Annotated in this window: 16 protein-coding genes and 2 tRNA genes; 7 read left to right on the forward strand and 11 right to left on the reverse strand. The window is 62.4% G+C overall.

The genetic code is table 11. The annotated features are described in order from the left end of the window. Together CAF78_RS05960 and CAF78_RS05965 are read right to left on the reverse strand one after the other, a co-directional pair. A complete protein-coding gene (locus CAF78_RS05960) occupies window positions 1-915 on the reverse strand; it encodes a branched-chain amino acid ABC transporter permease (protein ID WP_054887845.1) in 915 nt (304 codons plus the stop codon). 154 nt (window positions 916-1,069) lie between these two features. Continuing rightward, entirely contained in the window at window positions 1,070-2,206 is a 1,137-nt protein-coding gene (locus CAF78_RS05965; RefSeq protein ID WP_085676782.1) for a branched-chain amino acid ABC transporter substrate-binding protein, read from the reverse strand. A 470-nt stretch (window positions 2,207-2,676) separates the two neighbouring features. Here CAF78_RS05965 and pncB point away from each other — a divergent pair, with 470 nt between their 5' ends. Both pncB and nadE read left to right on the forward strand, forming a co-directional pair. Further along, complete coding sequence (pncB, locus tag CAF78_RS05975; RefSeq protein WP_085676780.1) at window positions 2,677-3,882, forward strand: nicotinate phosphoribosyltransferase; 1,206 nt, start codon at window positions 2,677-2,679, stop codon at window positions 3,880-3,882. Between the two features lie 3 nt (window positions 3,883-3,885). After that, window positions 3,886-4,713 carry an ammonia-dependent NAD(+) synthetase gene (gene nadE, locus CAF78_RS05980; RefSeq protein ID WP_085676779.1) on the forward strand — a complete coding sequence of 276 codons (828 nt, stop codon included), beginning with the start codon at window positions 3,886-3,888 and terminating at the stop codon, window positions 4,711-4,713. A 115-nt stretch (window positions 4,714-4,828) separates the two neighbouring features. Here nadE and azu read toward each other — a convergent pair whose 3' ends face one another. Next, a complete protein-coding gene (gene azu, locus CAF78_RS05985) occupies window positions 4,829-5,278 on the reverse strand; it encodes an azurin (protein WP_085676778.1) in 450 nt (149 codons plus the stop codon). A 348-nt stretch (window positions 5,279-5,626) separates the two neighbouring features. Here azu and CAF78_RS05990 point away from each other — a divergent pair, with 348 nt between their 5' ends. Next, a complete protein-coding gene (locus CAF78_RS05990; RefSeq protein ID WP_085676777.1) occupies window positions 5,627-6,214 on the forward strand; it encodes a TIGR00730 family Rossman fold protein in 588 nt (195 codons plus the stop codon). Window positions 6,215-6,363: 149 nt separating this feature from the next. Here CAF78_RS05990 and CAF78_RS05995 read toward each other — a convergent pair whose 3' ends face one another. From CAF78_RS05995 to rnr, 8 genes are all read right to left on the reverse strand, one after another. Continuing rightward, on the reverse strand, window positions 6,364-8,667 hold the full coding sequence (locus CAF78_RS05995) for a YgiQ family radical SAM protein (protein WP_085676776.1): 2,304 nt from the start codon (window positions 8,665-8,667) through the stop codon (window positions 6,364-6,366). 197 nt (window positions 8,668-8,864) lie between these two features. Beyond that, window positions 8,865-10,262 carry a replicative DNA helicase gene (dnaB, locus tag CAF78_RS06000; protein ID WP_085676775.1) on the reverse strand — a complete coding sequence of 466 codons (1,398 nt, stop codon included), beginning with the start codon at window positions 10,260-10,262 and terminating at the stop codon, window positions 8,865-8,867. A 111-nt stretch (window positions 10,263-10,373) separates the two neighbouring features. Continuing rightward, a complete protein-coding gene (gene rplI / locus CAF78_RS06005; RefSeq protein WP_008101037.1) occupies window positions 10,374-10,820 on the reverse strand; it encodes a 50S ribosomal protein L9 in 447 nt (148 codons plus the stop codon). Between the two features lie 20 nt (window positions 10,821-10,840). Further along, window positions 10,841-11,704 carry a hypothetical protein gene (locus CAF78_RS06010; protein ID WP_060485666.1) on the reverse strand — a complete coding sequence of 288 codons (864 nt, stop codon included), beginning with the start codon at window positions 11,702-11,704 and terminating at the stop codon, window positions 10,841-10,843. 33 nt (window positions 11,705-11,737) lie between these two features. Continuing rightward, window positions 11,738-11,968 (reverse strand): 30S ribosomal protein S18, encoded by a 231-nt coding sequence (gene rpsR / locus CAF78_RS06015; RefSeq protein WP_003249563.1) that lies wholly within the window; start codon window positions 11,966-11,968, stop codon window positions 11,738-11,740. A gap of 28 nt (window positions 11,969-11,996) precedes the next feature. Beyond that, on the reverse strand, window positions 11,997-12,422 hold the full coding sequence (rpsF, locus tag CAF78_RS06020; RefSeq protein WP_013974420.1) for a 30S ribosomal protein S6: 426 nt from the start codon (window positions 12,420-12,422) through the stop codon (window positions 11,997-11,999). Window positions 12,423-12,706: 284 nt separating this feature from the next. Further along, a complete protein-coding gene (gene rlmB, locus CAF78_RS06025; RefSeq protein ID WP_085676774.1) occupies window positions 12,707-13,453 on the reverse strand; it encodes a 23S rRNA (guanosine(2251)-2'-O)-methyltransferase RlmB in 747 nt (248 codons plus the stop codon). Then, window positions 13,450-16,026 (reverse strand): ribonuclease R, encoded by a 2,577-nt coding sequence (gene rnr / locus CAF78_RS06030; RefSeq protein WP_085676773.1) that lies wholly within the window; start codon window positions 16,024-16,026, stop codon window positions 13,450-13,452. Before rnr ends, rlmB begins: the two co-directional genes overlap by 4 nt. A gap of 272 nt (window positions 16,027-16,298) precedes the next feature. Here rnr and CAF78_RS06035 point away from each other — a divergent pair. From CAF78_RS06035 to CAF78_RS06050, 4 genes are all read left to right on the forward strand, one after another. Further along, a tRNA-Leu gene (locus CAF78_RS06035) sits at window positions 16,299-16,385 on the forward strand. An 88-nt stretch (window positions 16,386-16,473) separates the two neighbouring features. Beyond that, a tRNA-Leu gene (locus CAF78_RS06040) sits at window positions 16,474-16,560 on the forward strand. Window positions 16,561-16,832: 272 nt separating this feature from the next. Next, complete coding sequence (locus CAF78_RS06045; RefSeq protein ID WP_027920755.1) at window positions 16,833-17,846, forward strand: extracellular solute-binding protein; 1,014 nt, start codon at window positions 16,833-16,835, stop codon at window positions 17,844-17,846. Further along, window positions 17,846-19,411: an iron ABC transporter permease gene (locus CAF78_RS06050; protein WP_085676772.1), complete on the forward strand. Its 1,566-nt coding sequence runs from the start codon at window positions 17,846-17,848 to the stop codon at window positions 19,409-19,411. The genes CAF78_RS06045 and CAF78_RS06050 overlap by 1 nt, the downstream gene beginning before the upstream one ends. Window positions 19,412-19,434 lie beyond the last annotated feature (23 nt).

Below are 19,434 nucleotides of genomic sequence, written 5' to 3' on the forward strand. Positions count from 1 at the left end.
TCACACCTTAGCCACGAGCGGGCGACCCAGCAGGCCTTGTGGGCGGAAGATAAGGATCATCACCAGCAGCGAGAAGCTGAACACGTCCTTGTAGTCGGAGTTGATCAGGCCAGAGAACAGCGACTCGGAAATCCCCAGGATGATCCCGCCGAGCATGGCGCCTGGCAGCGAACCGATGCCGCCAAGTACCGCGGCGGTGAATGCCTTGATCCCGATGATGAAGCCGGCGTAGAAGTCGAAGGTGCCGTAGTTCAGGGTGATCAGCACGCCGGCCAGCGCGGCCATCACCGCACCGATGACGAACACATAGGAAATCACCCGGTCGGTGTTGATGCCGAGGATCGAGGCCATCTTGCGGTCTTGCTGGGTGGCGCGGCACATGCGGCCGAGCTTGGTGTACTTGATCACGTAGGTGAGCAGGCCCATGCCGACGAACGCCGCTACCAGGATGAAGATCTTGGTGTAGGTCAGTTGCACGAAGCCGGTGCCGACTTCGATGCGCATGGCGCCTTCCAGCAGGGTCGGCACGCCTTGCTGGCGGGCGCCCTGGCTGATCTGTGCGTAGTTCTGCAGGATCAGCGAGATGCCGATGGCACTGATCAGCGGTGCCAGGCGGGTGGAGTTGCGCAGGGGTTTGTAGGCGATGCGCTCGATGGTGAAGCCATACACGCCCGTGACGACGATGGTGAACAACAGCGTGCCCAGCATCAGCAGCGGGAACGACTCGATACCGAAGTAGGCCAGCAATGCCAGGCTGATCGCCGCGAGGTACGCGGAGATCATGTACACCTCGCCGTGCGCGAAGTTGATCATGCCGATGATGCCATAGACCATTGTGTAGCCGATGGCGATCAGGCCATAGACCGACCCGAGGGTCAGGCCGTTGACCAGTTGCTGCAGGAAAATACCATCCATAACGCAATCTCACCTGAGCGAGACTGCACAAGCGCTGACTACCACAAGCCACGGATGAAGCGGGCCTGGCAGCGCAGAACCGTGCACGTCTCCGAATAAGGACCGGTACCGCAGGGGCAATGGCCCGGACGGGCGTCCGGGCCAGCTGCCGTTATTATTTTTGTTTTTCCAGCTGGTGGTACTTGCCGTCCTTGTCCCACTGGTAGACCACGTAGTCGGAGACGGTCAGGTCGCCCTTGCTGTCCCACTTCTTCTCGCCCATGACGGTCTTGACCGGGTTGGCCTTGAGCCATTTGGCGGCGTCTTCGCCCTTGTTCGACTTGGCGCCGTTGAACGCGGCCGCCAGTGCCTGCAGCGACGCGTAGGCGTACAGGGTGTAGCCTTCCGGCTCGGTACCGGCCTTGCGGAACTCCTCCACCACCGCCTTGCTGTCTGGCAGCAGGCGTGGGTCGGCACCGAAGGTCATGTACACGCCATCGACGTACTGCGCACCACCGGCGGTGGACACCAGTTCGTCGGTGACGATGCCGTCATCGGACATGAACTTGACGTCCTTCAGGCCCTGCTCGCGCAGCTGGCGCACCAGCGGGCCGGCTTCCGGGTGCAGGCCACCGAAGTAGACCACGTCGGCACCGGCGGCGCGGATCTTGGTGACCACGGCGCTGAAGTCTTTCTCGCCACGGGTCAGGCCTTCGTACAGCACCGGCTTGACGCCACGCTTCTCCAACTGCGCCTTGGTCGCATCGGCCAGGCCCTGGCCGTAGGTGTCCTTGTCGTGCAGCACCGCGACCTTCTTGCCCTTGAGCACGTCGACGATGTAGTCGCCGGCGACGATGCCCTGCTGGTCGTCGCGGCCGCACATGCGGAACATGGCAGAAAGGCCACGCTCGGTAACCTGCGGGTTGGTCGAGCCTGGGGTAATGGCGATCACGCCAGCCTCGTCATACACCTCGGAGGCCGGAATGGTGTTGGAGGAGCAGAAGTGCCCGACCACGCCGATCACCTTGTCCTGGTCGACCAGGCGGTTGGCCACGGCCACGGCCTGCTTCGGCTCGCAAGCGTCATCGCCTTTCACCAGGACGATCTTCTCGCCATTCACGCCGCCTGCGGCGTTGATCTTGTCGGCCGCTGCCTGCGCACCTTTCATGTACTGCTCGCCAAACGCTGCGTTGGCCCCGGTCATGGGGCCCGCGACGCCGATCTTGACGTCGGCCTGAACATACGAAGAAACACCCAGTGCCGTAGCTACGGCCAGAGCCAGGAAACCTTTCTTGTAAAACGTCTGCGACATGAGGTGGTGCTCCTAGAGTTTTTTTTGGTTGGCACTACAACTTCTCAGCCCTGTGCTCAGAGCAAGGGCCGTGCCATCGGTTTTGTCTTCCGGGAAAACTCACTGCAACGGTCGCCCCCAGGCGACCGACGGCCTTTTCTTTATTGAGCGTGCAACCGTCTGCCACGCGGCAGGCGCCACCACACGTACAGACAAGGAGCAACCGTCAGGTGCCATCATTGCAACCCTGGCAAAGTGTTTACGTGCAACCGCCCTGTAACAGTGGACGTCACCGAAGTGCACACCGCTGGTGCGCGACTGCTACAGGCAGCACTGTTTCAAGGCTAGCTGGTGCACGGAAAAATCACCTGAATTGGCCATTACACGGCCTCTGTGGGCGCGGGCTTGCCCGCGAACAGGCCGGCCCAGACACAACAAGACCGAAAAGACTGGCACAATGTCCCCCATTCGCCGTTTCCGGAGCCCCCTTGATGAGCGAGAGCGCATTTGCCGAGCGCATCGTGCACAACCTGCTCGACACCGACTTCTACAAGCTCACCATGATGCAGGGCGTGCTACACAACTACCCGGACGCCGACGTCGAATGGGAATTTCGCTGCCGCAACGGCGAGGACCTGCGCCCTTACCTTGGCGAGATCCGCCATCAACTCGAGCTGCTCAGCGACCTGACCCTGGATGATGGCCAGCCGGCCTTCCTCGAACGCATCAGCTTTCTCAAGCCCGACTTCCTGCGCTTTCTGCGCCTGTTCCGCTTCAATTTGCGCTATGTGCGCATCGGCATCGAGAACGACCAGCTGTTCCTGCGCCTGAAAGGCCCGTGGCTGCATGTGATCCTGTTCGAAGTGCCGCTGCTGGCCATCATCAGCGAAGTGCGCAACCGCCACCTGCACCCACGCATGCGCCTGGCCGAGGCCCGTGACCAGCTGTACCGCAAGTTCGACTGGCTGCGCGCCCACGCCAGCGACGACGAACTGGCCGACCTGCAGGTCGCCGATTTCGGCACCCGTCGGCGTTTTTCCAGCCGTGTGCAGGAAGACGTGGTGCGCGTGCTGCGCGACGACTTCCCCGGCCGCTTCGTCGGCACCAGCAACGTCGACCTGGCATGGAAACTGGATATCAAGCCGCTGGGTACCATGGCCCACGAGTGGATCATGGCCCACCAGCAGCTCGGCCCGCGCCTGATCGACAGCCAGATCGCCGCGCTGGACTGCTGGGTCCGCGAGTACCGCGGCCTGCTCGGCATCGCCTTGACCGACTGCATCACCATGGATGCCTTCCTCAACGATTTCGACTTGTACTTCGCCAAGCTGTTCGACGGCCTGCGCCATGACTCGGGCGAGCCGGTAGCCTGGGCGGAAAAGGCCATCGCCCATTACCAGCAGCTGGGTATCGACCCGATGACCAAGACCCTGGTGTTCTCCGACGGCCTCAACCTGACCCGCTCGCTGGACATCTTTCGTGCCCTGCGCGGGCGCATCAACGTCAGTTTCGGCATCGGCACCAACCTCACCTGTGACATCCCCGGTGTGGCGCCGATGAACATCGTGCTTAAAATGACCGACTGCAACGGCTCGCCGGTGGCGAAGATCTCCGACGAAGCCGCCAAGACCCAGTGCCGCGACGAGAACTTCGTCGCCTACATGCGTCACGTATTCAAAGTCCCCAGCAAGGAGTAACCCATGCAAGCGGTTCAGCAAGAGATTGCCCAGGCGCTGAAGGTACAGCCGCCGTTCGCCGACGCCGCTGCGCTCGAGGCCGAAGTCGCCCGGCGCGTGGCGTTCATCAAGGACTGCCTGGCCCATGCCCGGCTCAAGACCCTGGTGCTGGGCATCAGCGGCGGCGTCGATTCGCTGACCGCCGCCCTGCTCGCCCAGCGCGCCGTCAACGAGCTGCGCGCCGAAACCGGCGACAAGGCCTACACCTTCATTGCCGTGCGCCTGCCCTACCACGTGCAGCATGACGAGCACGACGCCCAGGCCTGCCTGGAGGTGATCAAGGCCGATGAAGTGCACACCGTCGACATCGCCCCGGCGGTGAAAGCGCTGGCAGCAGAAGTGGTGGAATTGAAGAACGGTTCACCGACCCTGGTGGACTTCGTCGTCGGCAACGTCAAGGCGCGGACCCGCATGGTTGCCCAGTACACCATCGCCGGCGCCCGCGCGGGCCTGGTGATCGGCACCGACCACGCCGCCGAGGCGGTGATGGGTTTCTTTACCAAGTTCGGTGATGGTGCCTGCGACCTGGCGCCGCTGAGCGGGCTGGTGAAGAACCAGGTGCGGGCGATCGCGCGCAGCTTTGGCGCGCCGGAGTCGCTGGTGGAGAAGGTGCCGACCGCGGACCTTGAAGACCTGGAGCCGGGCAAGCCGGACGAGGCATCCCACGGCGTGACCTACCAGCAGATCGATGCCTTCCTGCATGGGCTGCCGGTGGACCAGGCGGCGTTCGACATCATCGTCGCCACCTACCGCAAGACCCAGCACAAGCGCGAACTGCCGTTCGCCCCATAAAAAGCTTCGCGGGCAAGCCCGCTCCCACAGGATAAGCACTACGCTCAAGGGCAGTGTTTAACCTGTGGGAGCGGGCTTGCCCGCGAATAGGCCCTAGAAGCCTATACAGCTGTCATTACTTGACGACGACCTTGCCTTTCATCATCGAGATGTGGCCCGGGAAGGTGCAGAAGAAGCTGTAGTCACCACCGGCTTCCAGCTTGGAAGTGTCGAACTTCACTTCGGTTTCTTTCTCCGGCGCGCCGATCATCTTGGTGTGGGCGATGATGCCGGCGTTGGCGGCGTTGATATAGTCGTTTTCCAGGCCCTTGCTCATGCCTTCGGTGGCAATGCCCTGCATGTCTGCAGTCTTGCTGATCACCAGGTTGTGGCCCATGACATTCTTCGGCAGGTTGCCGGAATGGGTCAGTTTGACGGTGAATTCCTTGCAGCTCTTGTCGACGGTGAATTCCTTGCTGGTGAAGGACATCTGGTCGGTCGACTCGACGGTCACCGAGCACTCGGCGGCGAAGACAGAGGCGCTGGCGAGGGTCAGCAGGGATACCGCTACAGCTTTCGCAAACATCATGAATCTCCTTGGCAGGGTTTTATCAATTGCGAGACTGCCTGAAACCGTTCAGCCCCCTGCTGATATGGGTCAAGGGGGTGTCAAGTGGCCAGCCAGTAGAATTGTTCAATGGATTGTATACAACCAATCTAAGGGCACATCATGCCCTTTTAATAGACGATGGGACAACCTCTCATTTAGGAGCAATCGTAATGTCCCTTTCAAGTTTCATGAACAGCCTGCTCGCCGCCTACGCTCACGGGGCCACCGGCGCCAGCTGTGAATTCGCCCGCCCAGAGTGAAACCGGCATTGGAGACGTCAGACAATTCGCTTTACCCTGTCAGCGATATGACTGGAGAAGCACGATGTCTGTACGTTCCGTTTGTGTGTTCTGTGGCGCCAGCATAGGCGCCAACCCTGCCTACCGTGAAGCGGCCGTTGCGCTTGGCCAGGCCATTGCCCGCCGCGGCCTGACGCTGGTCTACGGCGGTGGCGCGGTTGGCCTGATGGGCACTGTCGCCGACGCGGCCATGGCAGCCGGTGGCGAAGTAATCGGGATCATTCCGCAAAGCCTGATGAATGCCGAAATCGGCCACAAGGGCCTGAGCCGTCTGGAGGTGGTCGACGGCATGCACGCGCGCAAGGCACGCATGGCCGAGCTGAGCGACGCTTTCATCGCCCTGCCGGGTGGCCTGGGCACGCTGGAGGAGTTGTTCGAGGTGTGGACCTGGGGGCAGCTGGGCTATCACGCCAAGCCGCTGGGGCTGCTCGATGTGAATGGCTTTTACGAGAAGCTCGGCGGGTTCCTCGACCACATTGTCGAAGAGGGCTTCGTGCGGCCGCAGCATCGGGCCATGTTGCTGCTGGCGCAGCAGGCGGATGAGCTGCTGGACGGGATGGAGCGCTTCGAGTCGCCAGTGCTGCCGAAGTGGGTCGACAAGCAGCCTGACTGATCTCGATCAGTAGGCCGAACACCTAATCTGTGGGAGCGGCGGTGCGGCGACCCGACGTGCCCGCGAATGCGGCAGTGACACCATCGCATTCGCGGGCACGTCGGGTCGCCGCACCGCCGCTCCCACAGGGTTCTATGTAGCTTTCAAGGTCAGCGCGGGATGACCGGCTGGCGCGGCTTCTTGCCCTTGCCGCCGCCGCCCTTGGCCGCTTCCTTGCGCTCCTTGGCCGCCTGCTGGTTGCGGGCAAATGCCTCGGCCTTGGCCTTCTCGCGCTTGTCCCACGGTTTGCTGCCATCACTGCCACGCGGTGGTAGGCCAGTGTGCTGGGTAAGGATCTTCTGATCCTTGCCCACCTTGTGGCTGCCAGCCGGGGTCGAGTTCTTGCGGCGCGCACTCTGGTACGTGTCGGTCTGCGGCTGGTGCAGTGGGATCAGCTGGTGCTTGCCCGGCCCGATCAGGTCGGCACGGCCCATGCGCTGCAGCGCCTCACGCAGCATCGGCCAGCCTTTCGGATCGTGATAGCGCAGGAACGCCTTGTGCAGACGGCGCTGCTCGTCGCTCTTGACGATCTCCACCCCTTCGCTCTTGTACGTGACCTTGCGCAGCGGGTTCTTGCCCGAGTGGTACATGGCCGTGGCCGACGCCATCGGCGATGGGTAGAACGCCTGCACCTGGTCGGCGCGGAAGCCGTTGCCCTTGAGCCACAGGGCCAGGTTCATCATGTCTTCGTCGGTGGTGCCCGGGTGCGCGGCGATGAAGTACGGGATCAGGTACTGCTCCTTGCCCGCCTCTTTCGAGAACTTCTCGAACATGCGCTTGAAGCGGTCATAGGTGCCGATACCCGGCTTCATCATTTTGTCCAGCGGGCCACGCTCGGTGTGCTCCGGGGCAATCTTCAGGTAACCACCAACGTGGTGGGTGACCAGTTCCTTCACATACTCTGGCGATTCCACCGCCAGGTCGTAACGCAGGCCCGAGGCGATCAGGATCTTCTTCACACCTGGCAGGGCACGGGCCTTGCGGTAAAGCTCGATCAACGAGCTGTGGTCGGTGTTGAGGTTCTCGCAGATGCCCGGGAACACGCACGACGGTTTGCGGCAATGCTTCTCGATGTCGTGGCTCTTGCAGGCGATGCGGTACATGTTGGCGGTCGGCCCGCCAAGGTCGGAGACCACGCCGGTGAAGCCCGGCACCTTGTCACGCATCTCCTCGATCTCGTTGAGGATCGACTCGTGGGAGCGGTTCTGGATGATGCGGCCTTCGTGCTCGGTGATCGAGCAGAAGGTGCAGCCGCCGAAGCAGCCACGCATGATGTTCACCGAGAAACGGATCATCTCGTAGGCCGGGATGCGCTCCTTGCCATAGGCCGGGTGCGGCACACGGGCGTAGGGCATGCCGAACACGTAGTCCATCTCCTCGGTGCTCATCGGAATGGGTGGCGGGTTGAACCACACGTCCACTTCACCGTGTTTCTGCACCAAAGCGCGGGCGTTGCCCGGGTTGGTCTCCAGGTGCAGCACGCGGTTGGCGTGGGCATAGAGTACCGGGTCGTTACGTACCTTCTCGAACGAAGGCAGGCGGATCACCGACTTTTCCCGGGTCACGCTCGGGCTGTCGAGAATCTGCACCACCTTGGCTTCGTTCGGGTCTTCCTGGTCGCCCTTGGCCTGCTCGATGGCACAGGCCTGGGTGTCCTGGGTGTTCACGTAGGGGTTGATGATCTTGTCGACGCGGCCCGGGCGGTCAATGCGCGTGGAGTCGATCTCGAACCAGCCTTGCGGCGTGTCACGGCGCACGAACGCGGTACCGCGCACATCGGTGATGGTTTCGATCTTCTCGCCGTTGGACAGGCGCTGGGCGACCTCGACCACCGCGCGTTCGGCGTTGCCGAACAACAGGATGTCGGCGCTGGCGTCGATCAGGATCGAATGACGGACCTTGTCCTGCCAGTAGTCGTAGTGGGCGATGCGGCGCAGCGAAGCCTCGATGCCGCCGAGCACGATCGGCACGTGCTTGTAGGCTTCCTTGCAGCGCTGGCTGTACACCAGGCTGGCGCGGTCCGGACGGCTGCCGGCCAGCCCACCTGGGGTGTAGGCATCGTCGGAACGGATCTTCTTGTCCGCGGTGTAGCGGTTGATCATCGAGTCCATGTTGCCGGCGGCCACGCCGAAGAACAGGTTCGGCTCGCCGAGCTTCATGAAGTCGTCTTTCGACTGCCAGTTCGGCTGGGCGATGATGCCCACGCGGAAGCCCTGGGCCTCCAGCAGGCGGCCGATGATGGCCATGCCGAACGATGGGTGGTCGACGTAGGCATCACCGGTCACGATGATGATGTCGCAGGAATCCCAGCCGAGCAGATCCATCTCCTCCCTGCTCATCGGCAGGAAAGGTGCTGGCCCGAAGCATTCGGCCCAGTACTTGGGATAGTCGTAGAGTGGTTTGGCTGCTTGCATGTCAGTGACCGGTTCTGGTGTGCAGGGAAATCGCGGGCGCGGAATATAGCACAAATTTTGACCAAATCCGACGGTGGTTGTCGGATTCATTTCGAGCATGGGCCCGCGTGTGGGCGCGGGCTTTCCCACGACTGTTCTGGAACATGCTCCATGGCATTCGCGGGCAAGCCCGCTCCCACAGGGGCCTCAGCCAGCCTTTACTCGTCGTCGTCGAAGTTGTACATGCCCGGCGCGAGGTTCTCGAAGCGGGTGTATTTGCCGATGAACGCCAGGCGCACGAAGCCGATGGGGCCGTTACGCTGCTTGCCGATGATGATTTCCGCCACGCCCTTGTGCTCGGTCTCGGGGTGGTACACCTCGTCGCGGTACACGAACATGATCACGTCGGCGTCCTGCTCGATTGCACCGGATTCACGCAAGTCGGAGTTCACCGGGCGCTTGTTCGGGCGCTGTTCCAGGGAGCGGTTCAGCTGCGACAGGGCGATCACCGGGCAGTTGAATTCTTTGGCCAGGGCCTTGAGGGAACGGGAGATCTCGGAAATCTCGTTGGTCCGGTTGTCACCGGCCGAACCCGGGATCTGCATCAACTGCAGGTAGTCGACCATGATCATGGCGATGTCGCCGTGCTCACGGGCCAGGCGGCGGGTACGAGCGCGCATTTCCGAAGGACTGATACCGGCGGTATCGTCGATGAACAGCTTGCGATCGTTGAGCAGGTTCACCGCCGAGGTCAGGCGCGGCCAGTCATCGTCATCGAGCTGACCGGAACGCACCTTGGTCTGGTCGATGCGGCCCAGCGACGAGAGCATACGCATGATCAGCGATTCACCTGGCATTTCGAGGGAGAACACCAGCACGGCCTTGTCGGTCCGCAGCACGGCGTTTTCCACCAGGTTCATGGCGAAGGTGGTCTTGCCCATCGACGGACGGCCGGCGACGATGATCAGGTCGGCCGCCTGCAGGCCGCTGGTCTTCTCGTCCAGGTCGGTGAAGCCGGTGGACACGCCGGTGATGTCGCTGTCGGAGTTGAACAGCGTGTCGATGCGGTCGATGGCCATGGTCAACAGTTCGTTGACACCCACCGGGCCGCCGGTTTTCGGCCGCGCTTCGGCGATTTGGAAGATCTGCCGTTCGGCGTCGTCGAGAATTTCCTCGGCATTGCGCCCTTGCGGGTTGAAGGCGTTGTCGGCGATGTCGGTACTGATGCTGATCAGCTGGCGCAGCGTGGCCCGCTCGCGAATGATCGCGGCGTAGGCCTTGATGTTGGCCACCGACGGGGTGTTCTTGGCCAGTTCGGCCAGGTACGCCAGGCCGCCGACCTGAGACGACAGGCCTTCCTTGTCCAGCTGCTCGTGCAGGGTCACCACGTCGAATGGCTGGTTGGCGTCGGCCAACTTGTGCACGGCACGGAAGATCAGGCGGTGGTCATGCCGGTAGAAATCGCCATCCGACACCTGGTCCAGCACCCGCTCCCAGGCGTTGTTGTCCAGCATCAGGCCACCGAGCACGGCCTGTTCGGCCTCGATGGAATGCGGCGGCACCTTCAGGGCAGCGGTTTGCAGGTCGAGCTGTTCGGAGTTGGTGATCTCGTTCATGGCCACGAAAGAATTCTGGAGGATGAAAAAGACAAAGGGCACGGCCTGAATGAACAGGACCGTGCCCGATGTTAACCGGCTATCCCGTGAGGGACCACCAGTCAGCGCAGCTTAGGCAGCTACGACGACCACACGTACGGTGGCTTCAACGTCGCTGTGCAGGTGCACGGCTACGTCGTATTCGCCAACCTGACGGATGGTGCCGTTCGGCAGACGAACTTCAGCCTTGGCCACTTCAACGCCGGAGGCGGTCAGGGCGTCAGCGATGTCGTGGGTGCCGATCGAACCGAACAGCTTGCCTTCGTCGCCAGCGGTGGCAGTGATGGTCACTTCCAGCTCGGCCAGTTGGGCAGCACGGCTTTCAGCCGAAGCTTTACGGTCAGCAGCTGCTTTTTCCAGCTCGGCGCGACGCTCTTCGAACGCAGCCAGGTTGGCGGCGTTGGCAACGGTGGCCTTGCCGAATGGCAGCAGGAAGTTACGGCCGTAACCAGCCTTAACTTTAACTTTGTCGCCCAGGTTGCCCAGGTTAGCGACTTTTTCCAGCAGGATCAGTTCCATTTGGTAAAACCTCTTAACTTTTAACCTTCACCGTTCGCGGAGTCTTTCCCCGGAGGGGACTTGCGACCGCGAAAATCAATCAGGCTGTCGACAATGGCCAGGACCATCAGCAACGGGTAGATCAGCTGCATGATCAGCGGCAACGTCACGTACATGCCCACCAGCCAGAACCCGGCCAGTCGCCCCTGTGCCACCAGCCCGTGCATCAAGGCGATGCCAGCCAGCACCAGAACCAGGCTCGACGCCGATGCCAGGATGATGAACTGCGACCCGATAAACGGAGCCACCACCATCACTGCCACCAAGACCGCCATGGTCTGTTTCGGCAACTTCAGTTCGCGAAACTCGCGACCGAAGCCTCCAGGGTTGTACAACGCTGCCTGCCAATAACGCGCCAGCACCAGGGCCAACACGCTGAACAATTGCACCGTCACTGCTGTGGAAGCGACCAGCACAGGGCGGATCAGCTCACCGGAGAGCACCGGCTCCCCTTCGATTTTCGGCATGGCTTCGGCAAACGCCTTGGCCAGCACATCGAAGGTCTGCGCCAACGCCATGTCGAGCACGAGGCTGAAAACCACGGCGAACACGGCACTGGCGACCAGCACACGGCTCCAGGGATGCTCGGCGCGCAACAGCGCGGCCAGGCCCAGGGCACCGGCAATCACCAGGAAGGTGATCGGATCGCCCATGAACCACACGGCCAGCCCGGCCAGCAGGCCGCCGGCGATGACCGTTGAAGCATCCTTGAACCCACGCCGCAGCAGCACAAGGCTGCCGGCAGCGGCACTCAACCAGAACAGCAGCGGCAGTACCGCGCTGATGACCACCACCAGGGTGGCCTGCACACGACCGCGCATGATGAAACTTGCTAACGCTCGCATGCTAATCCCTTACTGCTTGTCGACGACCCGGTCTCAGCGGCCGTGGCTGTCGGTGTAGGGCAGCAGGGCCAGGAAGCGGGCGCGCTTGATAGCGGTAGCCAGCTGACGCTGATAACGAGCTTTGGTACCGGTGATACGGCTTGGAACGATCTTGCCGGTTTCGGATACGTAAGCTTTCAGGGTGTTGAGATCTTTGAAGTCGATCTCTTTCACGTCTTCAGCAGTGAAGCGGCAGAATTTACGACGACGGAAGAAACGTGCCATTTAATAGGCTCCTCTAAAGGTCCGTGGATTACTCGTCAGCGTTATCGCTGGAGTCGCTGTCATTGCTGTCGTCGCCGTCGGCGGATTCAGCATGCTCAGGACGCTCACGACGCTCACGGCGCTCGCTGCGGTTTTCTTCAGCCTTCAGCATCTCGGACTGGCCGGTTACGGCTTCGTCGCGACGGATGACGAGGTTACGGATAACGGCATCGTTGTAGCGGAAGTTGTCTTCCAGCTCGGCCAGGGCCTTGCCAGTGCACTCAACGTTCAGCATCACGTAGTGAGCCTTGTGAACATTGTTGATTGCGTAGGCCAGTTGACGACGGCCCCAGTCTTCCAGGCGGTGGATCTTGCCGCCATCTTCTTCGATCAGCTTGGTGTAACGCTCAACCATGCCGCCGACTTGCTCGCTCTGGTCCGGGTGAACCAGGAAGATGATTTCGTAATGACGCATGAATGCTCCTTACGGGTTAGTAGTCTGCCAGCGAATCTGGTCAGACAAGGAGTGAATGACACTGTATGTCTTGCACGGAGGGGAGGCACATGTGCGCCTGCCAGCTCGGCAAGGGGCGCAATTGTAGAGAAGGCGCGGCGCACAAGCAAGGTGATTGGTGATTATTTGAACAGCCGGAAACATATTCACAGGTTACCTGCCTCTTCGCGGGCAAGCCCGCTCCCACAGGGTTCTGCACCTGCGGGAGCGGGCTTGCCCGCGAAGAGGCCGGTACAGGCTGAAGGTCAGCGCTTGGCCTGACGCTGGCGCACGGCCTCGAACAGGCAGACGCCCGTCGCCACCGACACGTTCAGGCTGCTGACGCTACCGCTCATCGGCAACTTCACCAGGAAGTCGCAATGCTCGCGGGTCAGCCGGCGCATGCCCTTGCCTTCCGCACCCATGATCATCACCAGCGGGCCGGTCAGGTCCTGCTGGTAGATCTCCTGCTCGGCCTCGCCCGCGGTGCCGACCACCCACAGGCCCCGCTGCTGCAGCTTCTCCAGCGTGCGCGCCAGGTTGGTCACGGCGACCAGCGGGATCACTTCCGCCGCGCCGCAAGCCACCTTGCGCACCACCGGCGTCAGGGTCGCCGACTTGTCCTTGGGCACGATCACTGCCGTGGCACCTGCCGCATCGGCAGTACGCAAGCAGGCGCCGAGGTTGTGCGGGTCGGTCACGCCGTCCAGCACCAGGATCAGCGGCGGTGTTTCGCTGCGCTCGAGCAATTCCTCGAGCATCAGCTCGCCCCACACCTGGCTCGGGCTGACCTCGGCAACCACGCCCTGGTGCACGCCCTCGACCCAGGCATCCAGCTCACGGCGCTCGGCCTGGCCAACCGGCACGCGATTTTCTGTGGCCAGTTCCAGCAGTGCCTGGATGCGCGGCTCACTGCGCCCTTCCGACAGCCAGATCTGCTTGACCCGCTTCGGATGGTGCTGCAGCAATGCCTGCACGGCGTGCACGCCGTAGATCTTTTCCAGCTGACTCATGACTTGCTCTTGCTCTTGCGTGGCGCACCGGACTTCGGCGGGCCTTTACGGTGCTTGGTCGGCTTGCCGGACGACTTGCCGCCTTTGTCCGACTTGCTGCTGGCGTGGCCGCCAGTGCGCGCCTCGCTCATCAGCGCCTTTTTCATTTCACGGCTCTTGCGCACTTCGGCGTTACGCTGAACGGCGTCTTTCGGGAAGTACGCTTCAGCCGTTTCGCTCTTGCGGCTGCGTGGCTTTGGCGTGGCCTTGGCTTCGACCGCAGGCTCGGCCTTATCGGCCGCCGGCGCGGCGGCACCACGCCCCTTGCGGCCGATTGGCGCACTGAGCTGCTGCTCGGAGACTTCGAAGTCGATCTTGCGCTCGTCGAGATCGACGCGCATGACCTTGACCTCGATGGTGTCGCCCAGGCGGAAGCTGCGCCCGGTACGCTCGCCCGACAGGCGGTGGTGCACCGGGTCGAAGTGGTAGTAGTCGCCCGGCAGCGCACTGACGTGCACCAGGCCTTCCACGTAGATGTCGGTCAGTTCGACGAACAGGCCAAAGCCGGTAACCGCGGTGATGACACCCGGGAAGGTCTCGCCCACGCGGTCTTTCATGAACTCGCACTTGAGCCAGTTGACCACGTCACGGGTGGCTTCGTCGGCACGGCGCTCGGTCATCGAGCACTGCTCGCCAAGCTGGTCCAGAGCATTCACGTCGTACGGGTAGATACGCGCCTTGGGGATGCTCATGGCGCCGGCACGCTTGACGTGCGGGGTATCGACCTTGGAACGGATGACGCTGCGGATGGCGCGGTGCACCAGCAGGTCCGGGTAACGGCGGATCGGCGAGGTGAAGTGGGTGTACGCCTCGTAATTCAGGCCGAAGTGGCCGTTGTTGTCGGTGCTGTACACCGCCTGGCTCAGCGAGCGCAGCATCACGGTCTGGATCAGGTGGAAGTCCGGGCGCCCGGCGATGCTCGCCAGCAGGGCCTGGTAGTCCTTCGGCGACGGGTCCTTGCCCTTGTGCAGGGTCAGGCCCAGCTCGCCAAGGAAGGCGCGCAGTTTTTCCAGGCGCTCCGGCGGCGGGCCGTCGTGCACGCGGTAAAGGGCTGGCACTTCGTGCTTCTGCAGGAACGCGGCGGTGGCGACGTTGGCCGCCAGCATGCACTCTTCGATCAGCTTGTGGGCATCGTTGCGCACGGTCGGGCGGATTTCCGCGATCTTGCGCTCGTCACCGAAGATGATGCGGGTTTCCTGGGTCTCGAAGTCGATGGCACCGCGGGTGTGACGGGCATCCACCAGCACCTTGTACAGGTTGTACAGGTTCTTCAGGTCCGGCACGACTTCCTTGTACTCCTCGCGCAGCGCCTTGCCCTCACGGGTGCGGGCGTGCTCGAGCATGCTGCTGACCTTGTTGTAGGTCAGGCGGGCGTGGGAGTGGATCACGCCTTCGTAGAACTGGTAGTCGACCATCTGGCCGGTTTTGTTGATGGTCATTTCGCAGACCATGGCCAGGCGATCGACATGCGGGTTCAGCGAGCACAGGCCGTTGGACAGCTCCTCGGGGAGCATCGGCACCACGCGCTCGGGGAAGTACACCGAGTTGCCGCGCTGCTGGGCTTCGTTGTCCAGGGCCGAGCCCAGGCGCACGTAGCTGGAGACGTCGGCGATGGCTACATACAGGCGCCAGCCGCCAGAGAACATGCGCAGCTTGCCCAGCGGTTCGCAGTAGACGGCGTCGTCGAAGTCGCGGGCATCCTCGCCGTCGATGGTGACGAACGGCAGGTGGCGCAGGTCGATACGCTTCTCTTTGTCCTTCTCCTCGACTTCGGAGCGGAACTTGCGCGCTTCCTTGACCACATCGTTGGGCCAGACATGCGGGATGTCGTAGCTGCGCAGGGCAACGTCGATTTCCATGCCCGGGGCCATGTAGTTGCCGATTACCTCGACCACATCACCCTGCGGCTGGAAGCGCGGCGTGGGCCAGTGGGTGATCTTGATCTCGACGAACTGGCCGATCTTGGCACCACCGTTACGCCCGGCGGTCACCAGCACTTCCTGCTGGATCTTCGGGTTGTCCGGGGTCACGTAGCCGATGCCGCCTTCTTCGAAGTAGCGGCCGACCACGCTCTCATGGGCGCGGGAGATGACCTCGACCAGCACGCCCTCGCGGCGGCCACGGCGGTCGACGCCCGAGACGCGGGCCAGGCCGCGGTCGCCGTCGAATACCAGGCGCATCTGCGACGGGCTGAGGAACAGGTCTTCGCTGCCGTCATCGGGAATAAGGAAGCCGAAGCCGTCACGGTGACCGGAGACACGGCCGCAGATCAGGTCCAGCTTGTCCACCGGGGCATAGGTGCCGCGCCGGGTATAGATAAGCTGGCCGTCACGCTCCATGGCACGCAGGCGGCGGCGCAGGGCTTCAATCTGGTCTTCTTCATGAAGACCGAACTCTGCCGCCAGCTCCTCGCGCGCGGCCGGTTCGCCACGGTCGGCAAGGCGCTGCAGGATCAGCTCACGGCTGGGAATGGGGTTGTCGTATTTTTCCGCTTCGCGAGCGGCCTCGGGATCGAGGGATTGCCAATCGGCCATCAGAAGGGGTTCACCTTGGGGTATATAGATAGGAATTCTGGCATGTGTGTATTGAAACCGGAAATGTCAGCCTTGGACAGCCCCCGCAGCAGTGTATAGAGAGGGGCAATAGGCCTTCGGAATCAACAAGTTGAATTTTTTGAGATTTTTTTCGCTTGGGGGGTTTACAGCCCCCCGGACCGTCCGTATAGTGCGCACCACAACGACGGACAAGCCCGAAGTTGTAGTAGAGATGAACGGCGCTGTAAAGCATCTTTTAATCTCGAATGTGTGCCCAGGTGGCGGAATTGGTAGACGCGCTGGTTTCAGGTATCAGTGACCGCAAGGTCGTGGAAGTTCGAGTCTTCTCCTGGGCACCAAGTATTTTCAAGTAACAGATGACCAAGGATCTGTTACTACTGTGTGAAAGCGAACGATAGTCGCCTTCTCCAGATGATGTAAAGCTTTGCCCAGGTGGCGGAATTGGTAGACGCGCTGGTTTCAGGTATCAGTGACCGCAAGGTCGTGGAAGTTCGAGTCTTCTCCTGGGCACCATACAAAAACCCACTAGCTTGCTAGTGGGTTTTTTCTTGCCTGCGATTTTTCATCCCCTCCCCCAACGGCTCCCGTGGGAGCAAGTGTCGTGCTCAATTTCTGGCGCGATCCCTGTGGGAGCGGGCTTGCCCGCGAAGAGGCCAGCACTGCAGACAAACCTTCACACGTTACACCTTCGTCTGCCGATGAATTTCTCGTCACCCGGCCACTTGAGAAACGATTTCGTTTACCATTGTTTCCGAATATGTAGCCGTAAGCGAGGAAGTACCCGCATGACGATCCGCCCGCAACCGCTGATGCGCACCCTGGCTGCCGCAGTCCTGAGCCTGGTGATCGGCGCTCCGGCCGCCCTGGCAGACGAACCGGTCACGCTGACCATGTACAACGGCCAGCACAAGGAAATCGGCGAAGCCATCGCCAAGGCCTACGAGGCCAAGACCGGCATCCACATCAATATCCGCAAGGGCAGCAGCAACCAGCTGGCCAGCCAGATCATCGAGGAAGGCGACCGCTCGCCGGCCGACATCATCTATACCGAAGAGTCCCCGCCGCTGAACAATCTGGGCGAACTGGGCCTGCTGGCGAAGATCGATGACGCCACCGCGAACATGGTGCCCAAGGAGTACGTAGGCGCCAACGGCACCTGGATGGGCATCACCGCCCGCACCCGCATCGTGGTGTTCAACCCGAAGAAAGTCGACGAGAAAGACCTGCCGACCACGGTCATGGATTTCGCCAACCCGGAGTGGGAAGGGCGCGTCGGCTATGTACCGACCAGCGGCGCCTTCCAGGAGCAGGCTGTGGCCATCCTGAAGATGCACGGGCGTGAGGCCACCGAAGAATGGCTGACCGGCCTGAAGGCCTTCGGCAAGACCTACACCAACAACATGGTCGCCCTCAAGGCCGTGGAAAAAGGTGAAGTCGCTGCGGTACTGGTGAACAACTACTACTGGTATGCACTGCAGCGTGAGCGCGGCAAGCTGGACACCAAACTCTATTACCTGGCCGATGGCGATGCCGGCAACCTGGTCACCATCTCCGGCGCCGCCGTGGTCAAGGCCAGCAAGCACCCGAAAGAATCCCAAGCCCTGCTCAACTGGATGGCCAGCGAAGAAGGCCAGCGCGTGATCACCCAGACCACCGCCGAATACCCGCTGCACAAGGGCATGGTCTCCGACCGTGGCCTGAAGCCGTTCGAGGACCTGCGCCCGCCGAAGATCTCGCCAGCCGACCTGGGCAATGCCGAGGAAGCGATCGAGCTTGAACGCGAGGTCGGCCTGCTCTGATGACTGCCGCCCTGTCCGAGCCGGTGCCGGTACGTTTCGTGCCGCGCCGCAAGCGCCCCTCGATCTGGGTGGTGCTGCCTGTGCTGTTCCTGGTGGCGATGAGCGTGCTGCCGCTGCTGTACGTTGCCATGAAAGCCTGGGAAGCCGGCTGGCGCGAAGCCCTGCACCTGCTCTGGCGCCCGTTCGTCTGGGGGTTGATGCGCAACACCTTGATGCTGATGGCCGGGGTGACGCTGGCGTGCATGGTGGTGGGCCTGGCCTTGGCCTGGCTGCTCGAACGCAGCAACCTGCCCGGCCGCCGGCTGTGGGGCGTGGTGCTGTGCCTGCCGTTCGCCGTGCCGTCGTTCGTCAGCAGCTTCACCTGGGTGTCGCTGAGCTCGGACTTCGAAGGCCTGGGCGGGGCGATCCTGGTCATGGCGCTGTCCAAATACCCGCTGGTGTTCCTGCCGGTGGCAGCGACCTTGCGCAACCTCGACACTTCGCTTGAAGAGTCGGCGCGCACCCTGGGCTACAGCCGCTGGGGCGTGTTCCGCAAGATCACCCTGCCGCTGCTGTGGCCGTCGATGCTCGGCGGTGCGCTGCTGATCGCCCTGCACATGCTGGTCGAGTTCGGCGCGCTGTCGATCCTTGGCCTGCAGACCTTCACCACGGCGATCTACCAGCAGTTCGAACTGGAATTCAGCAACGCCAATGCCGCGATGCTCTCGGCCGTGCTCCTGGCACTGTGCCTGCTGATGCTGTGGCTGGAACTGCGCGTGCGCGGCAAGGCCCGCCACGTGCGCATCGGCCAGGGCGTGGCGCGCCGCGGGCAGCCGGTGCGGCTGCGTGGCTGGATGCCGCTCGCGCAACTGTTCTGCCTGGGCCTGGCGATTCTCGGCAGCGGCATTCCGCTGGCCATGCTGGGTTACTGGCTGAGCGTGGGGTCGTCGGCAGCCTTCCCGGTCGCAGCAATCAGCAAAGCACTATTCACTTCGCTGTCGGTGTCGCTGGGCGGTGCGGGCTTCTGCGTATTGCTGGCATTGCCGGTCAGTTTCCTGGTGGTGCGCTACAGAGGCCGCCTGGCACTGTGGGCCGAACGCCTGCCTTACCTGCTGCACGCCCTGCCCGGCCTGGTGATCGCGCTGTCGCTGGTGGTTTTCTCGCTGCACTATGTGCCGGCGCTGTACCAGACCACCGCGCTGTTGCTGCTGGCTTATGCGCTGCTGTTCCTGCCCTTGGCCCAGGCGCCGGTACGCACTGCGCTGAACAAGGCTTCGCCGACCCTCGAAGAAGCGGCCCGTACCCTGGGTGCCAGCAGCTTCGCAGCGTTCTGCCGGGTGACCCTGCCGATCATCTTCCCGGCCATGGCGGCGGCCTTTGCGCTGGTGTTCCTCGATGCCATGAAGGAGCTTACAGCTACCCTGCTGCTCAGCCCGACTGGCATGACCACCCTGGCCACCGAAGTCTGGGCGCATACGGCCAACGTCGAGTTTGCGGCGGCGGCGCCTTATGCGGCGTTGTTGATTGTGGTTTCGGGGTTGCCGGTGTATTTGCTGACTACGCGGATGTACTTGAATAAGGCTTGAAAGCTTGCCCAGGCTGCAATGCG

The sequence above is a fragment of the Pseudomonas sp. R28(2017) genome (assembly GCF_002112505.1).
Lineage (GTDB): Bacteria > Pseudomonadota > Gammaproteobacteria > Pseudomonadales > Pseudomonadaceae > Aquipseudomonas.